Source organism: Acinetobacter tianfuensis (genome assembly GCF_003611465.1).
Lineage (GTDB): Bacteria > Pseudomonadota > Gammaproteobacteria > Pseudomonadales > Moraxellaceae > Acinetobacter > Acinetobacter tianfuensis.
This window is the reverse complement of record NZ_RAXV01000034.1, coordinates 1-25,483: the sequence shown is the minus strand read 5'-3', so window position 1 is coordinate 25,483 and position 25,483 is coordinate 1. Positions and strand designations below refer to the sequence as shown.

At 43.6% G+C, this 25,483-nt stretch carries 23 protein-coding genes and 1 pseudogene; 17 read left to right on the top strand and 7 right to left on the bottom strand.

The annotated features are described in order from the left end of the window. The first annotated feature begins 271 nt into the window (after positions 1-271). From D7V32_RS13760 to D7V32_RS13725, 7 genes are all read left to right on the top strand, one after another. Positions 272-1,234, top strand: coding sequence for an RluA family pseudouridine synthase (locus D7V32_RS13760; protein WP_120403433.1), 963 nt, complete (start codon positions 272-274; stop codon positions 1,232-1,234). 148 nt (positions 1,235-1,382) lie between these two features. Beyond that, entirely contained in the window at positions 1,383-2,051 is a 669-nt protein-coding gene (locus tag D7V32_RS13755; protein WP_120403417.1) for an HAD-IA family hydrolase, read from the top strand. A 484-nt stretch (positions 2,052-2,535) separates the two neighbouring features. After that, on the top strand, positions 2,536-3,333 hold the full coding sequence (locus tag D7V32_RS13750) for a fumarylacetoacetate hydrolase family protein (protein WP_120403416.1): 798 nt from the start codon (positions 2,536-2,538) through the stop codon (positions 3,331-3,333). A gap of 36 nt (positions 3,334-3,369) precedes the next feature. Continuing rightward, positions 3,370-4,272, top strand: a complete 903-nt coding sequence (locus D7V32_RS13745; protein ID WP_120403415.1) for an acetaldehyde dehydrogenase (acetylating) — start codon at positions 3,370-3,372, stop codon at positions 4,270-4,272. Positions 4,273-4,282: 10 nt separating this feature from the next. Next, positions 4,283-5,302 carry a 4-hydroxy-2-oxovalerate aldolase gene (dmpG, locus tag D7V32_RS13740; protein WP_120403414.1) on the top strand — a complete coding sequence of 340 codons (1,020 nt, stop codon included), beginning with the start codon at positions 4,283-4,285 and terminating at the stop codon, positions 5,300-5,302. 563 nt (positions 5,303-5,865) lie between these two features. After that, complete coding sequence (locus D7V32_RS13730; protein WP_120403412.1) at positions 5,866-7,119, top strand: OprD family outer membrane porin; 1,254 nt, start codon at positions 5,866-5,868, stop codon at positions 7,117-7,119. A gap of 286 nt (positions 7,120-7,405) precedes the next feature. Then, a complete protein-coding gene (locus D7V32_RS13725) occupies positions 7,406-8,266 on the top strand; it encodes an alpha/beta fold hydrolase (protein ID WP_120403411.1) in 861 nt (286 codons plus the stop codon). A gap of 400 nt (positions 8,267-8,666) precedes the next feature. Here D7V32_RS13725 and hcaR read toward each other — a convergent pair whose 3' ends face one another. Beyond that, entirely contained in the window at positions 8,667-9,566 is a 900-nt protein-coding gene (gene hcaR, locus D7V32_RS13715; RefSeq protein WP_120403409.1) for a DNA-binding transcriptional regulator HcaR, read from the bottom strand. A gap of 280 nt (positions 9,567-9,846) precedes the next feature. Here hcaR and hcaE point away from each other — a divergent pair, with 280 nt between their 5' ends. The 8 genes from hcaE to D7V32_RS13675 all read left to right on the top strand — a co-directional run bounded on the left by hcaE (position 9,847) and on the right by D7V32_RS13675 (position 17,827). Further along, positions 9,847-11,214 carry a 3-phenylpropionate/cinnamic acid dioxygenase subunit alpha gene (gene hcaE, locus D7V32_RS13710; protein WP_120403408.1) on the top strand — a complete coding sequence of 456 codons (1,368 nt, stop codon included), beginning with the start codon at positions 9,847-9,849 and terminating at the stop codon, positions 11,212-11,214. Then, complete coding sequence (gene hcaF, locus D7V32_RS13705) at positions 11,211-11,729, top strand: 3-phenylpropionate/cinnamic acid dioxygenase subunit beta (protein ID WP_120403407.1); 519 nt, start codon at positions 11,211-11,213, stop codon at positions 11,727-11,729. Before hcaE ends, hcaF begins: the two co-directional genes overlap by 4 nt. After that, on the top strand, positions 11,729-12,055 hold the full coding sequence (gene hcaC, locus D7V32_RS13700) for a 3-phenylpropionate/cinnamic acid dioxygenase ferredoxin subunit (RefSeq protein ID WP_120403406.1): 327 nt from the start codon (positions 11,729-11,731) through the stop codon (positions 12,053-12,055). Before hcaF ends, hcaC begins: the two co-directional genes overlap by 1 nt. A 2-nt stretch (positions 12,056-12,057) precedes the next feature. After that, positions 12,058-12,873: a 3-phenylpropionate-dihydrodiol/cinnamic acid-dihydrodiol dehydrogenase gene (hcaB, locus tag D7V32_RS13695; RefSeq protein WP_120403405.1), complete on the top strand. Its 816-nt coding sequence runs from the start codon at positions 12,058-12,060 to the stop codon at positions 12,871-12,873. A 65-nt stretch (positions 12,874-12,938) separates the two neighbouring features. Continuing rightward, the gene (locus D7V32_RS13690) at positions 12,939-13,904 is read left to right on the top strand and encodes a 3-carboxyethylcatechol 2,3-dioxygenase (RefSeq protein ID WP_120403404.1); all 966 of its coding nucleotides are present in this window, start codon (positions 12,939-12,941) and stop codon (positions 13,902-13,904) included. A 5-nt stretch (positions 13,905-13,909) separates the two neighbouring features. After that, positions 13,910-15,139: a 3-phenylpropionate/cinnamic acid dioxygenase ferredoxin--NAD(+) reductase subunit gene (hcaD, locus tag D7V32_RS13685; RefSeq protein WP_120403403.1), complete on the top strand. Its 1,230-nt coding sequence runs from the start codon at positions 13,910-13,912 to the stop codon at positions 15,137-15,139. Between the two features lie 304 nt (positions 15,140-15,443). Next, entirely contained in the window at positions 15,444-16,352 is a 909-nt protein-coding gene (locus tag D7V32_RS13680; RefSeq protein ID WP_120403402.1) for a DMT family transporter, read from the top strand. Positions 16,353-16,771: 419 nt separating this feature from the next. Then, positions 16,772-17,827 carry an MBL fold metallo-hydrolase gene (locus D7V32_RS13675; protein ID WP_120403401.1) on the top strand — a complete coding sequence of 352 codons (1,056 nt, stop codon included), beginning with the start codon at positions 16,772-16,774 and terminating at the stop codon, positions 17,825-17,827. Position 17,828: 1 nt separating this feature from the next. Here D7V32_RS13675 and D7V32_RS13670 read toward each other — a convergent pair whose 3' ends face one another. Both D7V32_RS13670 and D7V32_RS13665 read right to left on the bottom strand, forming a co-directional pair. Further along, entirely contained in the window at positions 17,829-18,218 is a 390-nt protein-coding gene (locus tag D7V32_RS13670; RefSeq protein WP_120403400.1) for a DoxX-like family protein, read from the bottom strand. Further along, the gene (locus D7V32_RS13665; RefSeq protein WP_120403399.1) at positions 18,211-18,651 is read right to left on the bottom strand and encodes a thiol-disulfide oxidoreductase DCC family protein; all 441 of its coding nucleotides are present in this window, start codon (positions 18,649-18,651) and stop codon (positions 18,211-18,213) included. Before D7V32_RS13665 ends, D7V32_RS13670 begins: the two co-directional genes overlap by 8 nt. A gap of 350 nt (positions 18,652-19,001) precedes the next feature. Here D7V32_RS13665 and katG point away from each other — a divergent pair, with 350 nt between their 5' ends. Then, positions 19,002-21,188 (top strand): catalase/peroxidase HPI, encoded by a 2,187-nt coding sequence (gene katG / locus D7V32_RS13660; protein WP_120403398.1) that lies wholly within the window; start codon positions 19,002-19,004, stop codon positions 21,186-21,188. A gap of 46 nt (positions 21,189-21,234) precedes the next feature. Here katG and D7V32_RS13655 read toward each other — a convergent pair whose 3' ends face one another. The 3 genes from D7V32_RS13655 to D7V32_RS13645 are packed head-to-tail and all read right to left on the bottom strand — an operon-like array spanning position 21,235 to position 23,225. Then, entirely contained in the window at positions 21,235-21,675 is a 441-nt protein-coding gene (locus tag D7V32_RS13655) for a hypothetical protein (RefSeq protein ID WP_228200220.1), read from the bottom strand. After that, positions 21,626-22,555: a hypothetical protein gene (locus tag D7V32_RS13650; protein ID WP_120403397.1), complete on the bottom strand. Its 930-nt coding sequence runs from the start codon at positions 22,553-22,555 to the stop codon at positions 21,626-21,628. The genes D7V32_RS13655 and D7V32_RS13650 overlap by 50 nt, the downstream gene beginning before the upstream one ends. Positions 22,556-22,580: 25 nt before the next feature. Further along, on the bottom strand, positions 22,581-23,225 hold the full coding sequence (locus D7V32_RS13645; protein WP_120403396.1) for a TetR/AcrR family transcriptional regulator: 645 nt from the start codon (positions 23,223-23,225) through the stop codon (positions 22,581-22,583). A gap of 91 nt (positions 23,226-23,316) precedes the next feature. On the opposite strand from D7V32_RS13645, the gene D7V32_RS13640 reads away from it, so the two are divergent. Then, positions 23,317-24,978, top strand: a complete 1,662-nt coding sequence (locus D7V32_RS13640; RefSeq protein ID WP_120403395.1) for an acyl-CoA dehydrogenase family protein — start codon at positions 23,317-23,319, stop codon at positions 24,976-24,978. A 48-nt stretch (positions 24,979-25,026) separates the two neighbouring features. Here D7V32_RS13640 and D7V32_RS13635 read toward each other — a convergent pair. Continuing rightward, positions 25,027-25,483: pseudogene (locus D7V32_RS13635) on the bottom strand (Lrp/AsnC family transcriptional regulator); the annotation flags it as partial.

Genomic DNA, 25,483 nt, shown 5'->3' with positions numbered 1-25,483 from the left:
CAGCTTACAGTTTTGCCGATATAATAAGCCTTCGGCGTCGGCATAATTCTTTTGGGACCTATGCGTGTTTTGATGTTCAGTGCATTGAATGAACGTGTTCAGAAAACTGAAACGATTCAACTTTTGTTCATCAACGATGGTTTCCGTGCGCTGACTATATCAAACCTTGCATCATCTGCCTATGGGCTAAGCTTATGTTTCTTGTGTAATGTATAGCCCAAATGATCAATTTTTAATCAATTTTAGTATTTTTTTAGGTCACAGTAACTGTATGAATTCTACACAGCAATGGCAAAGCGTCACTTGGTTTGAAGTGGATGAGCATCAAGCGGGACAGCGCATTGATAACTTTCTGTTTAGCCGTTTAAAAGGCGTGCCTAAAAGCCGTATTTACCGCTTGATCCGAGAAAGCCAAGTCCGTGTCAATAAAAAGCGTGTCAAAGCGGAAACGAAATTGAATATTGGCGACCAAATCCGCGTGGCGCCAATCCGTTATGAACAAAAAGATGAAACGGCTGCGCCTGTATCTGACAAAGTTGCGCAAAGCCTTTTGTCACGTGTGGTGTATGAAGATGAAGGCCTCATGGTAGTCAATAAGCCATCTGGCATAGCTGTGCATGGCGGCAGCGGTGTGGCATATGGCTTAATTGAGAGCTTGCGCGCAGCGACAGGTAAAAAATATCTTGAACTGATTCACCGTATTGACCGTGATACATCTGGTTTGGTGATGATTTCTAAAAAGCGCAGTGTGCTGAAAACGTTACAGGACATGCTGCGTGAACACAAAATACAAAAAACCTATGCGGCAGTCGTGAAGGGCGTTGTCAGTTTAGATAAACAGCTGATTGATCTGCCTTTGCTGCGTTATGAGCTGTCCAATGGTGAGCGCCGCGTACGGGTGTCTAAAGACGGTAAAGAGTCGAAAACACAGTGGAATGTGCAAGAGCGTTTTATGCATGGCACTTTAGTGTATGCATCGCCGCTGTCTGGCCGTACCCATCAGATCCGTGTGCATGGTTTAAGTATTGGCCATCCTCTAATTGGCGATGATAAATATGGCCATGAAACGGATTATAAAGGTCCAAAACCGCGCCGTTTATGCCTGCATGCAATGCGCCTTGAAATTCCTGGCTATGCTGTCATTGAAGCGCCTTTACCTGAAGATATGCAAAGCTTAGTGGCGCAGCTGCGTGCGCAAAAGGCGGATAAGCCAGCTGTACCGTCTGACGATTAATTCATTAGGCCTCTCCCAAACCCTCACTTGCGCTTCAATTTAAAAGCATTGCTGCGAAAGTCTCCTTTCTTGCACATCGTTTAAAGCAGCGCTTTAAACTCGTTCAGGAGAGGGCTTCGCAGTTGTATCAAACATTGGAAAATCACATATGAAAAAACCAGTTGAACTGATCATTTTTGATTGGGATGGCACTTTATTTGATTCAGTGGGGCAGATTGTCGCGAGCCTGCAGTTTGCAGCGCAGACCTATCAGCAGCCGCTGACGGACGATGATGCTAAAAGCATTATTGGTTTAGGATTGCCTGAAGTGGCGCAGCGTTTATTTCCAAATGTGCCAGAGCTGCATGCTGATATTTTGCAGTGCTATTCAGCGCACTATGTGGCGAATTCGAAAGGCGATGCTTGGTTTTCCGGTGTGTCTGAGATGCTGACAGACTTGAAAATGCAAGGTGTACAGCTGGCCGTGGCAACAGGCAAGAGCCGTAAAGGTTTAGACCGTGTGCTGCAGCAGACGCAAAGTGCAGACTTATTTGCGGCGACACGTGCTGCCAGTGAAACCAAATCGAAGCCTGACCCTTTAATGCTGTCGGAAATTTTGACGCAAACAGGTATTGCAGCGGAACGCGCTATTATGGTGGGTGACACCTCATATGATTTGCAAATGGCGCAGAATATTGAAATGCCTCGGGTGGGGGTGCTGTATGGTGTGCATGATCAGCAGGTGCTGTCGCAATTTGAACCGCTGGCAATGGTGTCAGATGTGCGTAAGCTGCATGATTTTCTTCTGGCGAAAGTACAGGATTTTGAGCTGATTTAGCATTAAATCACTTTAGAGTGCTGTTAGAGGCGGGTGGCTGCAAGAGCGGTTTTATCCCGCCTTTTTTTGTATCCAATCATGCTTGTTTTAAAGCCTGTAAGCTGAATTGCCGTCTTAAAAAAACAGCAAACGATCTAGTCTTTTAGTCGTATATGCGGTGTTTTTTTCTTATCTTGCAGAATTGGCATACAAACCCTGATTTTGAATGCAGTACATTGTTTAAGTTTAAGGTTTTGTTTTTAAATAATAAATCCGAGTTAATTTATAGGAATTAGCTATTGTTATAAATAAAATAAGTATTGGCGTTTAAACCTCAAAATCTCGATTCTAAATCAGTGTATTCATATTCGCGTTTTCTGTTGAAATGCCTTCGTATTGGGAGGCGCTGCGTAAATTGAGCTGATCTTTTCGTTCAAATAAATGTTCTTTTACATTTTCACAGATAGCGCTGTAAGTCCAAATTTTGCAGTTCAAGGAAACATTGATGTCGAATTCTGCTGTTGTTGAATCCGTTGCACAAGCGCTTCGCGATGCTGAAGTAAATCAAGCTGCGATTGCGCCAATCCGCCCAGAGCTTGGCGGTGAAGCTGCTGACGTAGATATCGCTTATGCTGTTCAAGAAGTAAATACTGAGCGCGCATTAAAAGAAGGCCGCCGTCTTGTAGGCCGTAAAATTGGCTTAACGTCTAAAGTTGTTCAAGCGCAGCTGGGTGTCGATCAGCCTGATTTCGGCATGCTGTTTGCCGACATGTCTTATGGCGATGGCGAAGCGATTCCAGCAGGCCTTTTGATTCAGCCTAAAGTTGAAGCAGAAATCGCTTTGGTGATCAAAGAAGATTTAACCAAAGAAAAACACACTTATGCAGACATTATCAGCGCGGCGGATTATGCGCTTCCTGCTGTAGAAGTCGTAGATAGCCGTATCGAAAACTGGAAAATCTCTTTGATTGATACCGTTGCTGATAACGCATCAAGCGCTGCATTTGTTTTGGGTTCACGTCCTGTAAAACTTGAAAACCTTGATCTTGTAAATTGCAAAATGACCATGACCCGCGCAGGCGAAGTTGTATCTCAAGGGGTAGGCAAAGCATGTTTGGCTAACCCGCTGAATGCTGCAATTTGGCTGGCTGACGAAATGGTGCGCCGCGGCCGTCCATTGCTCAAAGGCGACATCATTTTGACTGGTGCTTTAGGTCCAATGGTTGTGGCAAATGCCGGTGATGAATTCGTGGTTGAAATTGAAGGCTTTGGTTCAGTAACAGCTGCATTTGCTGCTGCATAAGATCCTGCCTGAGCAAAATTTTTAGAGAGTACGTTAATGAAAAAGATTAAATGTGCAATGATCGGTCCAGGTAACATCGGTACTGATTTGCTTTACAAACTTCAGCGCAGCGAATGGTTAGAGCCAGTTTGGATGGTTGGTATTGACCCGACTTCTGAAGGTCTTGCCCGTGCTGCAAAAATGGGTTTGAAAACCACGGCTGAAGGCGTAGACGGTTTGCTTCCGCACGTGATTGCAGATGATATCAAAATTGCATTTGATGCAACTTCAGCTTATGTACATGCTGAAAACAGCCGCAAGTTAAACGAACTTGGCGTGCTCATGATTGACTTAACGCCTGCTGCAATTGGTCCATTCTGCGTACCGCCTGTAAACCTTGAAGCATTGCTTGCACAAGGTGAAGTGCCAAACGTAAATATGGTGACATGCGGCGGTCAGGCAACGATTCCAATGATTGCTGCTATTGCTAGTGTTCAGCCAGTGAACTATGGCGAAATCATCGCGACAGCATCAACAAAATCTATTGGTCCAGGTACACGTAAAAATATTGATGAATTTACCCGTACAACAGCAAGCGCCATTGAAAAAGTGGGCGGTGCAAAACAAGGTAAAGCCATCATCATTATTAACCCTGCTGAGCCGCCAGTATACATGCGTGACACAGTGCATTGCTTGGTTGAAGGTGAGCCTGATCAAGCAGCGATTATTGAGGCAGTTCATGCAATGCTTGCGCAAGTTCAAAAATATGTACCAGGCTACAAGCTTGTCAATGGTCCTATTTTTGACGGCAACCGTGTATCAATCTTCTTAGAAGTAGAAGGTTTGGGTGACTTCCTGCCTAAATATGCGGGTAACCTCGATATTATGACGGCTGCTGCGGCGCGTACTGCAGAAATGTTTGCAGAGCGTTTAATTGCATCACAAGTTGCTGAAGCTTAAGGAGCACACCATGTCTAAAGTGATTATTAATGATATGACACTGCGTGATGGCATGCACCCGCAGCGCCATCAAACCACTGTTGAGCAAATGATTGCCATTTCAACTGCTTTGGATGAAGCAGGTGTGCCTTTAATTGAGGTGACACATGGTGATGGCCTTGGCGGCAACTCAGTCAACTACGGTTTTGCAGCGGCAACAGATGAAGAGTATTTGTCTGCAGTTGTGCCGCGTATGAAAAATGCCAAAGTAACTGCACTGCTGTTACCGGGTATCGGTACGGTTGACCATTTAAAAATGGCGCATGAAATTGGTGTATCAACCATTCGTGTAGCAACGCATTCAACGGAAGCGGACTGTTCTGAACAGCACATTACAGCTGCGCGCAAGTTGGGTATGGACACTGTGGGCTTCTTAATGATGGCGCACATGGCTTCTCCTGAGCGTCTTTTAGAAGAAGCGAAAAAGATGGTCTCTTACGGTGCAAACTGTATCTATGTGACTGACTCTGCAGGTTATATGCTTCCGCAAGATGTGAAAGACCGCGTTGGCGCTTTACGTCAAAATCTAGATTCAAATATCGAAATTGGTTTCCACGGCCACCATAACTTAGGTATGGGTGTAGCAAATACTGTTGCAGCTGTGGAAGCTGGCGCAATTCGTGTCGACTTAGCATCTGCAGGTTTGGGTGCAGGCGCAGGCAATACGCCGCTTGAGCTATTTGTAGCTGTTGCAAACCGTATGCAAATGGAAACTGGCGTAGACTTGTTCAAAGTACAAGATATTGCTGAAGATTTGGTTATTCCAATGATGCACAACCCAATTCGTGCTGACCGTGATGCAGCAACTTTAGGCTATGCAGGTGTTTACTCATCATTCCTATTGTTCGCAAAACGTGCTGAAGCGAAATATGGTGTATCAGCTCGTGAAATCTTATTAGAACTTGGCCGCCGCGGTACTGTTGGCGGTCAGGAAGACATGATTGAAGATTTAGCGTTAACCATGTCTAAAGCGCGTGAATTGCAAGCTTAATTTTTAAGTTTGATTCAATAAAAGCACTCCATTTGGGGTGCTTTTTCCGTTTTGTACAAAAGGCAGTTTATCTTGTATGGCGTTTTTCTTTTATTTGCCACAGCCGCGCTATTGAAAGATTAGGCTGGTATGCGGCAGCTGGATCTGAAGATGGGCGGTGATCAATAAAAAGCATATAAAAATGAGGGAAAATTTATTCTAAATATTTGATATTGATAGTTTTCAAGTATTGAATAATTTGTTTTAGATATGGGTTTTAATGAAAAACGCCAGCCTTTTTTTAAGGTATTAAACTTAAAAGCAATAAGTAGAGTGAAAATATAAATAAAAAAATATGAAAATAGATATTAAATATTTAAAATCATTTGCTTGTTTTTATTGTTTGGTAAACTATTGAAAAAATGGTTATTGCTGAAAGCTCTAAAAAAAAGCATGCAAAATCATCAGGGTTATCGGCTGAGTATCTTCGTCGAAAATACTTAATACTGTGGTCTGATTTCTCCAAAGCGTATTGTTCAGCATGATAGCGCCATAGCTTAATCTGATGATTTAGGAAGAGAGCCATGCGTCGTCAAAATTTATGGAAAGCAATTATTGCTGTGACAGCAACCTTGGGAACAGCTGCAACTTATGCAGATTTTATTGACGACAGTCAGGTTCAATTGAAATTAAAAAATTTCTATTTAGACCGTCAAATTGCGGATGCGCCGCAAAATAACTGGGGTTCTTGGACACAGGGCGTGACTTTGGATGCAAAGTCTGGCTATCACGATATTGGCGCGGGTATTCAAGTCGGTGCAGACCTTTTGGTGCAGCATGCATTTAAATTAAATGCACGTGATAAAAACGCAGATTTCATCTTGCCGCATAACGGCAAAGAGTCAAAAGATAATTTCGGTAAAGCCGGCGCGACATTAAAAGCAAAAGTGTCACAAACTGAATTAAAAGTAGGTGAACTGCTTCCAGTATCTCCAGTGCTGGTATTTGATCCATCGCGTCAGCTTTTAACGACTTTTGGCGGTGCTTGGCTAGAGTCTAAAGACATTAAAGACACGAAGCTGACTTTGGCGTACATCGACAGCATCAATAACCGTTATGACAACCAATTCCGTGATTTGACGCTGTTTGCGCCTGCGAAAGGTAAAAACTTTTATGATAATGGCCCTGCAGCAGACGGTATGTGGATTGCAGGTGTAGACCATCAATTCACACCTGAAATTGGCGGCAGCTACTGGTATGCAGATGTTCAAGATATTTATCAGCAGCATTATGCAGGCGTAAACTACAAAACTAAGCTGGGTGAAAAAGCCAAACTAGACAGCCATATCCGTTACTTCGATAACTCAGAGTCTGGCGACAAGCTGTATGGCGAAATTGATAACCAAGCACTCTCTGTCGGTGCAAAATTAAATTATGGCGCGCACACAGTAGGGCTAGGTTATCAACAAATGTTTGGCGATTCAGCATTCCCGACTTTGGGCGGCTGGGTGCCGCAGCCTTATTTAGTGAACTGGGGTGTTGCGACATTCACGGCAAAAAATGAAAAATCGTATGGCTTAACCTATGGCTATGATTTCTCTGAAATGGGTGCTAAAGGTTTAAATGCGACTGCGGTTTACATGCTGGGTCAAGATGCTGAGACCAATGGTAAGAAAGATCAAGATTCAGATGAGCTGAATTTAATTGTGAATTACACCGTTCCAGAGGGCAAGCTGAAAGGTTTAGGTGTGCAGGCAATGTATATTGATGCAGACTTTGACTATAAATCAGACTTAAAAGAATACCGTACTGCTGTAACTTATAACTATAAGTTCTAATTTGCGGAAACTTATATAAAAAAGCAGCTGTACACAGCTGCTTTTTTTGCCAAATGTATTTGGCTGGAAAATACCTGACAGAAACTAAGGGTATTTGTTTTAAAAAACTGTTTTAAAACAAAAGGATAAATTATATTTAATATGTTGTTTATGATCGTAATTTTGTATCAGTTAGGCATGCGATAGCGGTTAATATGATTGAGTCAAACACAAAAATGTTTAATCCATTAGCGTTTAAATCTGGATCGGATGAAAACGCAAGCGCTACGCTGTACGAGGAGTATGTATGAGCACAGTTCAAATCCCTGAATACACAACTGATTCATTTTTCGGTTTAGAAGATAAATGGATTGAAACAGCTGAAGGTGAGCTCACTCACTATCACGAAATTGGTGAAGGTACTCCAATTCTATTCTTGCACGGTTCAGGTACGGGTGTATCTGCAGCTGCAAACTGGTGGCTGAATTTGCCGCAAATTGGCGAGCAGGCGCGCTGCATCGCAATTGACACGATTGGCTATGGCCAAACTGTTGTTGCGCCAAATACAGCTTACGGTATCCGCGCTTGGGTGGATCATGCTGTACGTACTTTAGATGCGCTTGGCATTGAAAAAACATGGTTAGTGGGCAACTCACTAGGCGGCTGGTTAGCTTTTCAAATGGCGCTGGATTATCCTGAGCGTGTATTGGGTATCGTGTCTATGGGGACTGGCGGCGCGAAACAAACAGCAGCGCTTAAAGCACATGCAAATCCGGTATTAACAGAAGAAGGCATCAAGAAAACATTATCTATGTTTGTTGTGAACAAAGATTTGATCACTGATGAATTGGTAAAAGTACGCTTTGCATCTGCTGCAAATGACTATGCATCAAACCGTTTGATGGATGTTGTGGGCGCACGTGACCGTGACCGTTTCGAATTCCCGTTAGACTTCGAAAAAATGAAAGAAATCACTGTGCCTGTACTTTTGATTCACGGTACGCAAGACGTGGTGATCCCAGTTTCACGGACTTGGGACATTTTAAATATTGTTCCAAATGCTGATGCGCACATTTTCAGCCAATGCGGCCATTGGTCTCAAGTTGAAAAAGCTGATGAATTTAATACAGTCATTAAAAACTACTTAGCGGTTCATGGTGTTGAATAAACATTATCATTGTTAGATAAAAGGGATGCTGCGGCATCCCTTTTTTTAGCTTAAAAATAAAGCGGTATAATTAAATGAGTATTATTATCATGTATTTTAAAATATATTCAGAAAATCTTTCATTTGCTGCAGAATGAGCGGCTCAAAAATGGGAAGAGCATAAGGTTCAAGTATTAGACTTAAGTTGTAATTTGAATGCTTTGATATTTTTGAAAGCCGGCGGCAGTAAAAATTTGCATGACTGTTATTGGAAAAAAAGATCGGCAATGACTTAAATAGACTCATACTTAAGTCTGGAATGAGTGAAAAATAAACTTTTTGCGCATAAAAAAGCACCATTATTTACCAAGGAAATAATGGTGCTGTTTAATTTTAATACAAACGTTTGAGTGGATTGGGGCTAGTCACGTGTAATATCTAAATAAAATACGCGTGTCAGCAATTCCATAAATTTATTGACTGCGACGGATTCACTGTTTTTACGCCAGCTGACGTATAGGTCCAAATATGGCAGCTCGATATCCAGCGGACGGATGACCGTATTGTTCATGGTCAGCGGCGCAATATAGCCCGGCAGAATTGTACAGCCTAGGCCCATGCCGATCGAGTTGATATTAAATAGAATATTATCCGCTTTTTGAACAATATTGAATTCGATATTATTGGTTTTCGCAAAGTCTAAAATTGTGTTGTGCAGGGTTAGTGACTGTTCAGCCGCTGGGATAATAAAATCTATACCATTCAATGCTTTAACGGGGATTCTCTCATGTTTTGCCAGCGGGTGGTCTTTTGGCAAAATAAACAGCAAGGGTTCGCGCAGCACAAACTGGCTTTCAATTTCGTCACTGTTGAAATTATGGCGGGTAAAGGTGATATCGAGCTCACCTTTTTTCAGCAATTTCATTTGCTCAATATTGTTGAGGCTTAGCAGTTCAATTTTGAGGTCAGGGTTCTGTACACGCAGGTTTGGCAAGACATACGGGAAGATTTTCATCTCTGCAACAGGCACAAAGCCAATGCGCAGCATTTGCTGTTTAGCTTGTGAAACCTGACGCGCCATCGCAATGGCTTTGTCGGCTTGCGCAAGGGTTAAGCGGGCTTGTTCTAGAAATACGGCGCCTTCTTCAGTCAGTTCTACTTTACGCTTGGTGCGGTGAAGCAGCTGTACGCCTACGTCTTCTTCCAGGTCCTTAATTTGCTGGCTGAGCGAAGGCTGAGCGGTATAAAGTTTTAAAGCAGCTTTACTGAAGTTCAATTCTTCAGCAACGGTAATAAAGTAGCGAAGGTGTCGTAATTCCATATATTCAGCCTAGGAGTAATCCAAAAAATGTCTTACTATGAGTTCGAGTCAGTATAATCTATAATCAACTATGGCGTGCAGATTATTTTGCCATTTAGGAAGTAAATGGTCTACAGCCTTTCCTTGGTGTTTTAATATAAGGAATAACCCGATTAATAATCTCTAAAATCTCTTAATTAAAACAAAAAAAATATTTCACCAAAACCTGCCAAAAATCCATCATCGTTGAAAAGTTGAGTCTATTTACTTTGTGCCATTGCTGGTCACAGGAGAGCTTTTCATGAGTGGAAAAATTGATGTGTGCGAAATCGATGCTTTAGTCGATGCACAAAATGGACGTATCACGCCATCTATCTATACTAATCCTGACATCTACGAGCTTGAGCTAGAGCGCGTATTTGGTCGTACTTGGTTATTCCTATGCCATGAAAGCCAAATTCCTAAGGCTGGTGATTTCTTCAATACCTATATGGGTGAAGATCCGATTATTGTGGCGCGCCAAAAAGACGGTTCAATCAAAGCATTTTTAAACCAATGCCGTCACCGTTCTATGCGCGTAAGCTTTGCAGACTGCGGCAATACCCGTGCGTTTACTTGCCCGTACCACGGCTGGTCATACGGCATTGACGGTTCACTCAAAGATATTCCGCTTGAAGAGCGCGCTTATCCGCACGGCGCTTGCAAAGAGCAATGGGGCCTGATTGAAGTCAACCGTGTTAAATCATACAAAGGTTTAGTATTTGCTTGCTGGGATGAAACAACGCCTGACCTAGAAGAATACATGGGCGATATCGCGTGGTATTTAGATGGTGTTCTGGATCGTCGTCCAGGCGGTACAGAAATCATCGGCGGTGTGCACAAGTGGGAAATCGACTGTAACTGGAAATTTGCAGCGGAACAGTTCGCTTCTGACCAATACCATGCCTTGTTCTCTCACGCTTCTGCGATTCAAGTGCTTGGCGCAAAACCAGACGACGAAGCATCTAAAAAACTAGGCGCTGCGCAAACGGCTCGTCCAGTATGGGAAACAGCGAAAGATGCGCTTCAATACGGTTCACGCGGCCATGGTTCAGGTTTCTTCTTTACAGAAAAACCAGATGCGAACGTATGGGTTGACGGTGAAGTTGCAAACTACTTCCGTGAAACTTATGAAGAAGTTAAAGAGCGTTTGGGTGAAGTGCGCGCACTGCGTCTTGCAGGTCACAACACCATGTTCCCGACACTGTCTTGGCTGAACGGTACGGCGACACTTCGCGTATGGCACCCGCGCGGTCCAAATAAAACTGAAGTGTGGGCATTCTGTATTGCAGACGCTGAAGCATCTCAAGAAGTGAAAGAAGCATTTGAGCGTTCGGCAACGCGCGCCTTCGGTCCAGCTGGTTTCCTAGAGCAAGATGACTCTGAAAACTGGATTGAGATTCAAAAAGTTTTACGCGGCTATAAAGCGCGTCAAAACAAACTCATTATGGAAATGGGTAAAGGCAACGAGAAAGTACGTGAAGACGGTATCCCTGGTATCACCAACTATATTTTCTCTGAAACTGCAGCGCGCGGCATGTACCGCCGCTGGGCAGATCTATTGATTCATGAAAAATGGGAAGACGTTGAAGCAGCGGCTGACGAATACGAGAAGGAGCTTATGAAATGAGTCAAGTGAGTTTAGAACTTCATCACCAAATTAGTCAGTTCCTTTATCAAGAAGCAAAGCTTCTTGATGACTGGAAATTCCGCGATTGGCTGGCTGTGTTGGCGGAAGATATTTCTTATACGCTGCGTACAACGCCAAATGCACAAACCCGTGACCGCCGCCGTTCAGTTGAACCGCCTACAACTTGGGTGTTCAACGACTCGAAAGATCTTTTAGAGCGCCGTGTTGCCCGTCTTGAAACAGGCATGGCTTGGGCTGAAGAGCCTCCGTCGCGTACAACTCACATGGTGAGCAACGTGATTGTAGAAGCTGCTGAGACAGAGGGCGAATACGATGTGTACGTAACATATTTGTTATACCGTACGCAAAAAGAGAAAGACGTAACGATTTACTGCGGTAAGCGTCATGACAAGATCCGTAAAGTTGAAGGCGGCTTAGGCTTCCAGATCTTCAACCGTAAGATCGTGCTTGATCAAGTGACGTATAACTCACATAACCTGAGTGTATTCTTCTAATGAATAAAATTTTTGTTTGCCAAGTTGATGAATTAGACGAAGGCGAAGCATTGAAAGTAGATTGCGGCGTAAACGGTATTGATGCGCTTGCAGTATTCAACAACGGCGGTGAGTTCTTTGCAATGAATGACCGCTGCTCACACGGCAACGCGTCTATGTCTGAAGGCTACCTTGAGGATGACGGTACAGTAGAGTGCCCGCTTCATGCTGCACGTTTTTGTTTGAAAACAGGTCAGGCGCTTTGCTTACCGGCAACTGACTCAATTCAAACATTCCCGGTTGTTGTTGAAGATGGCGCGTTATTTGTTGAGATGGCAGGAGAGTAATCATGGGCTGGCTGCAAGGCGAAGTTGCATTAATCACAGGCGGCGGTTCTGGTTTAGGCTGGGCTTTAGTTGAACGTTTCTTAGAAGAAGGCGCACAGGTTGCGGTTCTTCAGCGTTCGCAATCTAAAGTTGATGCTTTAAAAGAACATTTCGGTGACCGTATTCTTGCAATCGCTGGTGATGTTGCCAGCTATGAAGACAATGTCCGTGCTGTAAATGCCACTGTAGAGCGTTTTGGCAAGCTGGATTGCTTCGTAGGCAATGCCGGTATCTGGGATCATTATGCCGATATCGTCAATACTTCCGGTGAACAGCTGGATAAAGCCTTTGATGAAATCATGGGGATTAACACCAAGTCGTTAATCCTTGGCGCTAAAGCTGCGCTGGATGCATTGATCGCTTCTGAAGGTTCTATCATATTTACTTTGTCTAATTCGGCACTGTACTCCGCTGGCGGAGGCCCTGTATACACTGCATCTAAGCATGCAGGTGTGGGTATTATGAAAGAATTGGCTTATGAGCTTGCGCCTAAAGTACGAGTGAACGCTGTTGCTCCGTCAGGTATGAATGTGAACATCAAAGGCGCTGCATCTTTGGGTCAAGACAATGTTGGCCTGCTGGATGCCCGTGATCCTGAGAAAATCGCGCGCGGCATGCCGCTGAACTTCCTGCCTGAGCCGGAAGAAATGACGGGTTCATACGTGCTCTTGGCATCTCGTCAAAATAACCGTCCGCTGACTGGTGTTCTGATTAATGCAGAATGCGGTCTAGGAATTCGCGGCTTGCGTCAGCCGCGTGCAGGTTTCTTTGACGAATAAAAATCCAGTCTTAAATGGACTTATCGGCAGCTAAGCATTAGCTGCCTTCCTTTTTGGAGTCTCTCATGGCCGTTAAACTTATTTGTGCATCGCACAGTCCTTTAATGGAATTTGCTTCACCGCAAGATCAATCTCAAGAGCAAAAAGTTCGCGATGCTTTTGAAACACTGTCTGCTGAAGTAAAAGCTTACGACCCGACCTTAATCATCACGTTTGGTCCAGACCATTTCAATGGTTTCTTCTATGACCTGATGCCAAGTTTCTGCGTGGGTATCCGTGCCAAAGCTGCAGGCGACTGGGATTACGGTAAAGACAATGACCATATTAATGTGCCTGAGGACAAAGCTTTGGCGATGGTTCGCCGTGTGCTCGATGAAGGTGTGGACGTTGCATACTCATACCGTATGCAAGCGGATCATGGTGTGACTCAGCCCTTACATTTTTTATGCGAAGGCAAACTTGATCGTTATCCAACGATTCCAGTATTTATCAATGGCGCTGCAGCACCGATGCCAACCACAAAGCGCACGATCGCTTTGGGCCGTGCTGTAGGTCAGTTTATCCAGTCTTTAAACCTTGAAAATGAGCGTGTGCTTGTGCTGGGGACTGGCGGTCTTTCACACGATCCGCCGACACCGCAAATGGGTGCTGTGCCGCCTGAAGTGGAAGAGTTCCTGATTGCGGGCCGCAACCCAACAGCAGAAGCGCGTAATGCACGTCAAGCGAAGATTATTGCTGTGGGCCAGAAATTGGCTGCAGGCGATACGTCTGTTGCTGTGCCATTGAGTCCTGAATGGGATATCGCATTGCTTGAAAAATTCAAGAATGCTGATTTCGTTGCGCTGGAAGCAATGACAGAGGCAGAAATCCGCCGTGACGGCGGCCGTGGCGGTCAAGAAGTCCGTTCATGGATGGCTGCTTTTGCTGCGCTCAGCGAACTTGGTGAGTATGAAATGACAACTCACTGCTATGAAGATATTAGCGAGTGGATTGCGGGCTTCGGCATCGTATCTGCAGAATTAAAAGGTTAATTTACATGAGCAACATCGAAACCGTTGTAATCGTAGGTGCTGGCCAAGCAGGTGCGAGCGCGATTTTAGAACTTCGCGGCAACAAATACGAAGGCAAAATCATTTTAATTGGTGATGAAACGCATCTTCCTTATGAGCGTCCGCCATTATCAAAAGACGTGATTCTAAAACCTTCCGACACCAAGATTGAAATTTTGTCAGAAGACAAATTGGCAGAACTTGGTGTTGAAACCATTCGCGGCAATGGCGTTGTGAAAATCAATGCAGATGCGAAAACGGTTGCACTTCAAAACGGTGATCTTGTTGCTTATGACAAATTGCTTCTAGCAACAGGCGGCGCAGCGCGCCGTTTGCCAAACTTCGATGCTTTGGGCAAACACGTTTATACACTGCGTAACCTTGAAGATTCTCAAGCGCTTGTTCCTGTATTGCAGGCTGGTAAGCGTATTGTCTTGATCGGCGGCGGTGTAATCGGTCTAGAGCTTGCTTCATCGGCTCGTTTCAAAGACTGTATCGTTACCGTCATTGAAATGGGTCCAATGGTGATGGGCCGTTCTTCGCCACGTATTTTGAGCGAATTCTTGCTTGAACAGCAGCGCCTTGCAGGGGTAGACGTGCGTCTTTCCACTTCAATTGCAGACTGCAAGCTTGAAGGCGAAGAAGTTGTTGTGACTTTAGGTGATGGCGAAGTTTTACGTGCAGATGCAGTGATTTATGGTATCGGCATTGTGCCAAATGCACAGCTTGCAGCGGATGCTGGCTTAGACGTAAATGTTGCCATTCTTGTGAATGAAAACTGCCAAACGTCTAATGCTGACATCTATGCTGCAGGTGATGTTGCGACTCAGCTTCGTGACTGCGGTAACCACCGCCGTGTGGAAACTTGGGAAAATGCCAACCTTCAAGCAGGCATCTTCGCGCGTCATGTGATGGGTGTTGAGCATCCTGTGCCAAATCCAGCTTGGTTCTGGACAGATCAGCTAGACATCAACTACCAATTCGTAGGTGATATGGCAGCCAGCGAATGGCAGGTACGCGGTGAAATCAATGCAGAGCAGCGTGCGGAATCTTCTTTCGTATTGTTCGGTGTGACCGACGGTGTGATCGTGGGCGGTATCACTGTGAACGCAGCCAAAGACATGCGTCATCTTAAAAAGCTGATCAGCAAGAATGCATTGTTTGAAGCGGACAAATATTTAGATCTTAGCCAAGATCTTCGTAAGCTTGTGAAATAACTTTGCTTTATTTATGAGTTTACAGCAGGGCAGACCTTGGGCAACCTAGGTCTGCTTTTTTATGGCTGTTTTATTTTATTATTTGAGACATGACCGCAATTTGCATTGTGATTTTTAATGGCATTGCGTAGGTGTGTTTTACTTTTCAAAGATGAAAAGTAACAAAATTTTTTTGATCGTTTGAGGGTATATCTCTATACCCCAAACGATCTGGCGGCATCCTTGCCGCCACCGGTATTGTTGATTGCAGATTTGAACATAAATTTGGTTCGATTCTTTCTAATACATTTTTATTGAGCAGTTTATGAGTTCAAATTCATCCTCTCCCATGATGATCACGGCAAGTATTTATGCTTTGCTGGTGCTGATCTGGGCAGCTACGCCGCTTGCGATTGTCTGGAGTGTGGCGGAAGTACATCCAATGTGGGTGCTGATCATTCGCTATTTTGGCGCTTCAATCATTGCTTTATTCTTACTTAAGCTGATGCGCGGCCCGCTGCCTTTTGACAAAGTGTCTATGCAGAGTTACGTGGCAGGCAGTCTGAATTTGATTGGCGCGCAGCTGTTTATTTATCTGGCAGCCAATTATTTAACCTCAGGTTTGATGGCGCTGATTTTCGGTTTTTCACCGCTGATTGCAGGTCTTATTGGCCATGTGATTTTAAAAACGCATAGATTGGTGTGGCTGCAGTGGCTGGGCATGGCGATTGCGATTGTGGGCTTAAGTTATGTATTTATTGATTCAGCCGACAGCAAAGTTAACCCATGGGGCATCGTGCTGATGCTGATCAGTATGGTGTCATATATCAGCTCTATTTTTTGGGTCAAGCAGATTAATGCGCCGCTGAAACCGATGTCGCAAGCAACGGGATCACTCATTGTATCTGCACTGGGTTCACTGCTGCTGATTCCATTTATCTGGCAGCATTTCCCGACCCAGATGCCAAGCAGCAATGCCATGATCGGTTTCTTATTTACCATGATTCTGTCATCCATTGTGGCCATGCTGTGCTACTTCTGGCTGATCAAACGCCTAGCCGCTTCAACAGTGTCATTAAGTAATGTCATGACGCCAGTCATTGCTTTGGTTCTGGGCGCGACTTTAAATCATGAACATATTAGCGCGAATGCTGTATTGGGGATTAGCGCGGTGATGTTCGGTATTGTGCTTTACTTCTGGAAAGAGTGGCGCGGACAGTATTTTACAAAATAAAACATCAAGGGGCTGCGACTCCTTTTTCTATGGTGTTCTGGTCTATGGAAAATGACCATTCATGCGGAGTGATGCACAGCAGGGCCATGAAATATTTTTATACTTTTGCTGAATATGTACTGTACTTCGCTTAGCTGCGTGAAATTTCGGCTGAAAATTGGGTTTTAGGCAGTCTAAGCATTTAGGCGTATTGCTTCTTTTAGGTAAGCGTTTAAAAATGACGAAGCGCTGCGGCATATGCAAGCAATAAACGCTTTGAATCATAAACGCAACAGATTGACTCTGAAAATATGGCAAGCTTTGTCCAGCTGTTAAATGAGTCAAGCTGGCGTGAATGGCGAATAATGTTGTCGAAGCAGACTGTGAGCATGAGGCGCTGCTGATTTCGTATTTTTTAAATTGAAGAACTTTGAATGTCCATGAAGCAAGATGTAGAACAAAAGCATTTTCAATTGCCGGCAGCCAGCTGCTGGTCGCATACTTGGCAGCAGCCGATATTTGATTACCTCGCATCGGAGCATTTTAATGGTGAACATTTTCTGAATGCGCTGCGGCCGCCAGAAAGTCATAAGCGTTCAAATTTTGTAAAATGGATGCTCAAGCGCCGTTCTTATACATGGAGCGTAGACCGTAAAAAGGAGTATCAGCAATTTGAACAGGCTTCGCGCTCTTTGCCGCAAAACCGCCCGAATGCCAAATTAGATGATTGGCAGGTGTGGTTTGTCGGCCATGCGACGGTGCTGATTCAAATTGGCCCTTATAACCTGCTGACGGATCCTGTCTGGTCTGAGTATGCAGGGCCTAGACAGGGCAGCGGGCCGCGCCGTGTTTGTCCTGCCGGTATTGCTTTGGAGGAGCTTCCAGAAATTCATGCCGTGCTGCTGAGCCATAATCATTATGATCACATGGATATCGCAAGCCTGACGTGGCTGCATGAGCGTTTTGCGATGCCTATTTATACAGGTTTGGGCAATGCATTCTATTTGCCAGATCATTTCCAGGTTTATGAAATGGACTGGTGGCAGTCTTCTTTATTAGGCGATTTGAAACTGGTTTATACGCCAGCGCAGCATGGTTCAGGCCGCGGTTTGCGCGATCAGAACCGTGCCTTATGGGGCGGGTTTTCTGTGCTGAATGGTCAGGATCATTGCTTCTTTGCTGGCGACACAGGCTATTCACCGCATTTTAAAGACATCTATGCCAAATATGGTGCGCCGCGTATTGCGCTGCTGCCGATTGGCGCTTATGAGCCGCGTCTGCTGATGCGTTATTTGCACATGAACCCAGATGAAGCGTTTCAGGCGCATAAAGACTTGCATGCAAAATGCTCTTTGGCCATTCACTACCGCACTTTCCAGCTGACAGATGAAAGCCGTGAACAGCCGGAAGAAGACTTGCAAAAAGCGCGTCAGAAGTCTTCGAAGCTGATGAATCCTTTTATTTGTATCCGTGAAGGCAAGCGTTTAACGGTTTAAGTCATTGCTTTTCTTCTTGGATCAGTACAATGGCAATGACTGAGAGCGCGGTCATGGCAGCGTTCATGACAAAAGGGTTAAAAGCCTGCAAAAAATATTGCGGATCAAGCCATAAAATGAGGGCGCTCAGTCCCAGCATGCCAGCGATATTCAGCACATGTAACCGCTGACTTTGGCGAAATAGCAGGAACAGCAGGCCAAAAATAATCTCTGCACAGCCAGATAACTGCATCAGAATAACAGCGTTAGTCTCTGTTACGCCTTGCAGTGCCCAAATCCGCAGTTCATCAGGCGCTTGTACTAAAATTTTGGGTACTAAACCTTGATAGAACCATAAAACGGCCAGACTGAAGTGAATGCCGAGCACGATGTGCCGGGCTGATTTAGTCATGGATGGCATATTCTAAAAAGTGCTGCTGATTTTCTGCAGACGGCAGCAGGCAATAATCTGTGGTGCCAAATAGCTGATAGCGGTTGAGAGCGACACGGCGATATAAAAAATCACGGATTGCTTGGGGAATAATGAAGCCTGCGCTGAGCAGCGAGTAAGGCATGCCTAAGCGCTGCAGGACTTTGAGGAGGGCAGCAGATTCAAGGTATCGCTGACCTTTTAAAATGACGACCATGGTGGTGTAATTTTCGGTAGACATACCATAATGTTTTAAAATTGCTTCCCCAAGCGGGGACTGGACGGAAGCCAATTTGAATTTTTTCTGCCGATCATTTTTAATTAAAAATTTAGCCCAGCCATTACAAAGTACGCAGATGGCATCGAATAAAATAATATTATGCTGCTGAAAAATATTTGGGATATCGTTTTGCATACATCCACACTCTTTTCATTTTATTTATTTGTTTAGTTTATCAGTATTTTTAAAATGAGTTTAAAAAATACACTAATTTCAGTCCATAAACTTAACGTTTTCTTTTTTTACCGATAAAAAAATATAAAAATGATTGAGAAAACGCGCTTAAAGATGAATTTTTCATAAGCAGAGATCTAACTCTATGAAAAATAAAATGTCATTTATTTTGAAGCGCTTAAATTGAATAAAACGATTGTTTTTATTCGTAAAACTCACTTCATATTGTCACTTAAAAAGGTTAAGTTAAATTTGAAATAGAAGATTTATACGGTTCAAAACATTACTTCATAATTATTTGGAGCTTCACAATGACACAGAATTCGCAAGGCAAGTGCCCATTTCACCAATCAGGTGCACAGACCACGCTAGATACGACAAGCAATTCATTTTGGTGGCCCAATGCCCTTAATTTAGACATCCTCTCTCAGCACGATCAAAAAACCAATCCTTTAGACCCCGACTTTAATTATGCAGAAGCATTCAAGTCTTTAGATTTAGAAGCTGTTAAAGCTGACCTTCGTGAGCTGATTAACAGCAGCCAAGAATGGTGGCCTTCTGACTATGGCTCTTATATTGGTATGTTTGTACGTACGGCATGGCATTTAGCAGGTTCTTACCGTAAGCAGGATGGCCGCGGCGGTGCAAACACAGGCAACCAGCGTTTTGCGCCACTTAACAGCTGGCCTGATAACGTCAATACAGACAAAGGCCGCCGCCTGCTTTGGCCAATTAAGAAAAAATACGGCAACAAACTGTCTTGGGGGGATTTAATCGTTTTGGCTGGTACTGTTGCTTATGATGTTGCGGGCTTAAAAACTTTTGGTTTTGCAGGCGGCCGTGAAGACATCTGGCACCCGGAAAAAGACATTTATTGGGGTGAAGAGCGTCAATGGCTAGACAAAACTGAAAACCGTTATGACGACGTGAACAACCGTGAAACTTTAGAAAATCCGCTTTCTGCCGTGCAAATGGGCCTCATCTACGTTAACCCTGAAGGTGTTGACGGTGTTCAAGATCCGCTTCGTACGGCGCAAGATATGCGGGTGACCTTTGACCGTATGGGTATGGATGATGAAGAAACGGTTGCATTAACAGTCGGTGGTCATACTGTTGGTAAAGCGCACGGTAATGGTAAAGCAGAAAATTTAGGCGCGGATGTTGAAGGCGCAGATGTTGAATTCCAAGGTTTAGGCTGGCACAACTCAGAAGGTACAGGCAATGGTGCAAACACCATGGTCAGCGGTTTAGAAGGCGCGTGGACCACGCATCCTGACAAATGGGATAACGAATTCCTTTATCTATTATTTACCTATGAGTGGGAAAAAACTTTAAGCCCTGCGGGTGCGAAGCAGTGGGAGCCTGTGAACATCAAAGAGGAAGATAAACCTGTTGATGCGCATAATCCCAATGTACGCCGTAACCCAATGATGACCGATGCCGATATGGCGCTGAAATTCGATCCGGTATACCGCAAAATTGCAGAAGATTTTTATCAGAACCCTGACAAATTGGCGGATGCCTTTGCCCGCGGCTGGTTTAAATTGACCCACCGTGACATGGGGCCAAAATCTCGTTACTTGGGTGCTGACGTTCCTGCTGAAGATTTAATCTGGCAGGATCCAATTCCTGCGGTAGATTACACCTTATCTGATGCTGAAGTGGCTGAGCTTAAAGCAAAACTTTTAGCCAGCGGGTTATCTTCTGCTGAACTGATTGCAACGGCATGGGATAGTGCGCGTACCTTCCGCGGTTCGGACTTCCGCGGCGGCGCAAATGGAGCGCGTATCCGCCTTGCGCCGCAAAAAGACTGGGAAGGCAATGAACCTGCGCGTTTAGCGAAAGTATTGGCTAAACTTGAAGAAATTCAAGCCGGTCTTGCCAAGAAAGTCAGCATTGCAGATTTAATCGTATTGGGCGGTACAGCAGCAGTTGAAGCAGCAGCGAAAGCAGCAGGCGTAGACATTACTGCGCCATTTACAGCTGGCCGCGGTGATGCTGCTCAAGAGCAAACGGATGTTTATTCGTTTGAAGATTTAGAGCCTAAAGCGGACGGCTTCCGCAACTTTGTGAAAGCAGATTATGCAGTCCAACCTGAAGAGCTGTTATTAGACCGTGCACAATTGCTTGGTTTAACGGCTCCTGAAATGACAGTGCTGATAGGCGGTTTGCGTGTGCTTGGCGCGAACTTCGGTGACTCTAAAGCAGGTGTATTCACAGGCAATATCGGCACATTAAGCAATGATTTCTTCGTGACATTGACGGATATGGCTTACAACTGGAAGCCGACAGGTAAGAACTCGTACAACATCGTGAGCCGTGCAACAGGTGAAACGAAATACACAGCAACACGTGTAGACCTTGTATTTGGTTCTAACTCAATTCTACGTTCGTATGCAGAAGTGTATGCGCAAGATGACAACAAAGCGAAGTTTGTAAAAGACTTTGTTGCAGCTTGGACGAAAGTAATGAATGCAGACCGTTTTGATGTGAAATAATTTGCATTGAGATGTAAAAAAAACCGCCTGAAAAGGCGGTTTTTTATTAAGCGACTTTGTTGCTGTTAATTAAAATTGCTATACCAATAAAAATAGTAATGATTGATTGAATAAAGCTAGATATAAACAGCACAAGAAATATTTTTATTAAGATAGATAAATACATGATATCAATTTTAGCAAATCCTAAAATGGATAATAGTCCAGTAAGTGATAGATAAATAATACAAAATATCCAAAGCAAAGCAAATTGAACACCAAACTTTTTCCTATAATTACTTACACCTGGTTTTGATAGACCATAAACTAGTGTAATTATCATAGCGACAATACCAAACATAGCGATAGCATAGCTGAGAAGTGCAGTTGCTAGGTCTTTAGCATTTGTAAAAAAACTAATAGTAATAATTTCTTTCAAATAATGAAAATATATGAGCTCAGTCAGTACGCCAATTATCGGGCTGACTAAAATGATTAATACGTTCATTAGAACCTTCTGGGACTTCATGTTCATATTCGGACACCTTTTCAGCCAACTCACTATTGTTTTCTAATTTATCTTTAATTTCATTAAATATTTTTTCTTCTTCTGTATTGGTAATCTCATCGTACAATGCACCAGCCTGATGTATGTAATAATCTTTGATATTATCTTCCAAATTTTGTTTAGCACGTAAAATAATACCTTTAACACCGTCATCATCTAATGTAGCTAATTGATGTTTTATAGTATCAGTGAGAGGCTTTCGTGGAGAGGGTTTAATAATAATTTCAAAACTTTCAATAATCTCTAGATCATTTTGATTAGTGGAGCCTAGCAAAAATTCTTTAACATTTTGTCCAAAGCTACTATTTCCATTGACTAAAACGCGTGTAGTACCAATAAATGGAAACTTCATTGCTTCTGCTTTAGTAATTTGTGTTTTTAATGGATGTATTAAAAAATTGATGTCACGGATATTAAGCATTAAGAGCAAGTTGTTAATAAAAGTTTGAAAAACTGTACATTTGGGCGATAGTACTCGGGATGCAAATCCAAATACATTGATCATAGGATGAAAATATATGTATGAAGCAAAACCTAAGCTTTCATCTTTAGTTAGTAAAGACTGAATTTCGTGAGCTTTAATTTCGTCATCTTTTCGTTCAATTTTTTTTATAATTTCTCGATCTTTTGTTTGAACGAATAAATAAAGACCCGATAGAACAGGGAGTAAATATAGGTTTTCTCCAGAATGTTTATTTACTCGTGCAAATGGTAGGGCTTGTGGTGAAGTAGAAGCTTTAATAAATTCACGAATATTACAGCGAAATTGTTGTTTATCATCGAATCTTTCAAAACAGTAAGTAAAATAGTTTAGTTTCATAAATCCCCCATAAAATTATTTAATCTCAATATCTTGTATAATTTTGAAATTGCTTTGTATTAGTTGATTTTAGCATTTGAATAATATTAATTTCAAAGATTTCCCAATCCCCAAACTCTGGCTCAATCAACAAAGTCTGCGATACAAAGCCATAACACACCCGTTGCATATTTAAAGCCATCGACGTGAGCTGTTTATCATTCTGTATAAACGGTGCAAGAATGCTTTGCCACATTTGCACCATCATGGCATAGCTCTTACGGTAACTTTCAATATCTGAAATTTGCCGTTCCAGCAAAAATACCTGTGACCATAAAAACTGCTGTGCTTGAATTTGCTCAATTTGAAAATGAATAATTCTTTCTAAATACACCTGAAACTCCAAATTTGTGGATAACTTGATCAAGCTTTGTGCATAACTTTTTAAGCTTTCCGCATTGTGCTTCACATGCAAATGAATGGTCAGCGCAATCAAATCTTCCTTCTTAGAAAAATACTCATAAAACGTCCCTAAGCCAACGCCTGCAAGGTCGGTAATTTCCCGAATGGTAATTTGGCTGGCAGGGCGCTCATGCAAAAGCCGAACAAAACTGTCCTGTAAGGCTTCTTGGGTCAGTTTGGCACGAGATTGACGTGGCTTACGCCGTATTTGAATGGCTGAATGCTTCATATTTTTAAGCGTGGAAAACCGAACGACTATGCTTTAAATTTTCTCTATACTGAAATGAAAAGCCAACAAGAACAAGCGGAAAATATAGACGATGAATACATTAGAACAACCATGGATGACGCATCAAATCAGCAACCAATTTGATGAACTGGACAACTACAACTTATTTTCAAGTGATACGGTTTTACATGAAATTTTAAAACGCTACGGCAGCCATGATCAGCCGACTTTATGCGAAATGGGTAAAGTCGCAGGTTCGAGCAAATACTTTCAGCATGGAGCTTTAGCCAACAAACACACGCCAATTTTACATGCCTTTGATGCCCGTGGCCGCCGTACTGACTTTATCGAATTTCATCCTTCATGGCATAAATGGATGGGTCTCAACCGCCAGTTTGATACCCATGCACATCCGTTTAATCAGCCAAATTCCAAAACGAAATGGGTGGAGTGGGCCGCACGTTTTTATCTTGCTGGTCAGGTCGAATGCGGTAACTTATGTCCAAACTCCATGACGCTGGGCAGTATTCCCTTAATCCAACGAGAACCTGAATTGTGGGCGAAAATTGGCACTCAATTATTATCGACAGAATATGATGAACGCGATGTACCGATTGCGCAGAAAAAGTCGATTTGGCTCGGTATGGGCATGACTGAAAAGCAGGGCGGTTCGGATGTACGCGCCAATGAAACCATCGCCGTGCCTGTGGCAGAAACAGGACGAGGCAAGGCTTATTTGCTCACAGGACATAAATGGTTCTTCTCTGCACCGATGTGTGATGCGCATTTGGTGGTGGCAAAAACCGAACAAGATGGCTTGGCCTGCTTCTTTGTACCGCGTTGGCTGGAAGATGGTACCAAGAATAATATTCAGGTACAGCGCCTAAAAGAAAAAGTCGGGAATCGCAGTAATTCAAGCTCGGAAGTCGAATTCAAAAATGCATGGGGCATCATGATTGGTGAGGCAGGGCGTGGCATTCCAACCATTATTGAAATGGCGAACTATACTCGTCTGACCTGTTCAGTTGGTTCGAGCGCCATGCTGCGTCAAGCTTTGGTGCAATGTATTGCTTATACCCGTCAGCGTCAGGCTTTTGGTAAACATCTGATTGATCAACCCTTAATGCGTGCAGTTTTGGCAGATTTGGCTTTAGAAAGTGAAGCGGCGACGCAGCTGAGTTTTCATTTGGCGCAGTGCTATGAATCGGATGATGCTTTGTCTGTGGCATGGAAACGCATTATGACCCCAGCCGCTAAGTTTTGGATTTGTAAGCGTGCAGTGGAGCTGACTGGTGAGATGATGGAAGTCTTTGGCGGCAATGGCTATGTTGATAATGGCATCATGGCGCGCATTTTTAAAGAAGCGCCTGTGAATACCATCTGGGAAGGTTCGGGCAATGTGATGTGTTTAGATGTACTGCGTGCCATTGGGCGTGATCCTGAATCCATTGAAGTGCTGTTTAAAGATTTGGCTAGCACGGCAAATACAGATGAAACTTTGCAAACTGAATTGCAGGACTTGTTCAGATTGTTCCATCAATCGCCTGAAGACTTACAGTTTATGGGGCGCAGTTTGGTCAGCCGTTTAACGGTCTTGGCGCAAGCGGTTTTATTGAAACGCTATTCCCCTGATTTTGTTTCGGATGCCTTTATTCAAAGCCGCTATAGTGCATTTCATGGGCGTGTGGTGGGTATGATTGAAGCGAAAATGGTCGATGTAGAGCGAGTATTAGAACGGGCTTTTGCACGCTAAATACAATGAATTTCCCTCTCCCTTTGGGAGAGAGCTTCAGCCCGTATTTTATTTCTGACTATGAATCGGGTAACCCAAGAAAGGCTTAATTTCTTTCAGCACAAAAATACTCTGCATTTCTTTAATGCCGGGCAAGCGCCGAATAATTGACATAGAAAACTCTGCATATGTGTCTAAGTCGGGTGACACCACTTGCAGCAAAAAGTCAGCATCACCGCCCACGCTATAGCAGGCGACTACATGTTCAAGCTCGGTCACACGTTCTTCAAATTTTTTCGCTTCTTTTTCACTGTGGCTGTCAATAGATACTCGAATAAACACCATGACGCCTTGGCCAATTTTTTTGCGGTCTAATAAAACACCGTAGCCTTTAATCACTTGAGTATCTTCAAGATGTTTGACTCTGCGCCATCAGGGTGAGGTCGACATGCCAATTTGTTCTGCAAGTTCTGCATTGGTCATGCGCGAGTCTTCTTGTAAATGCTTTAAAATTTTAGCATCGGTT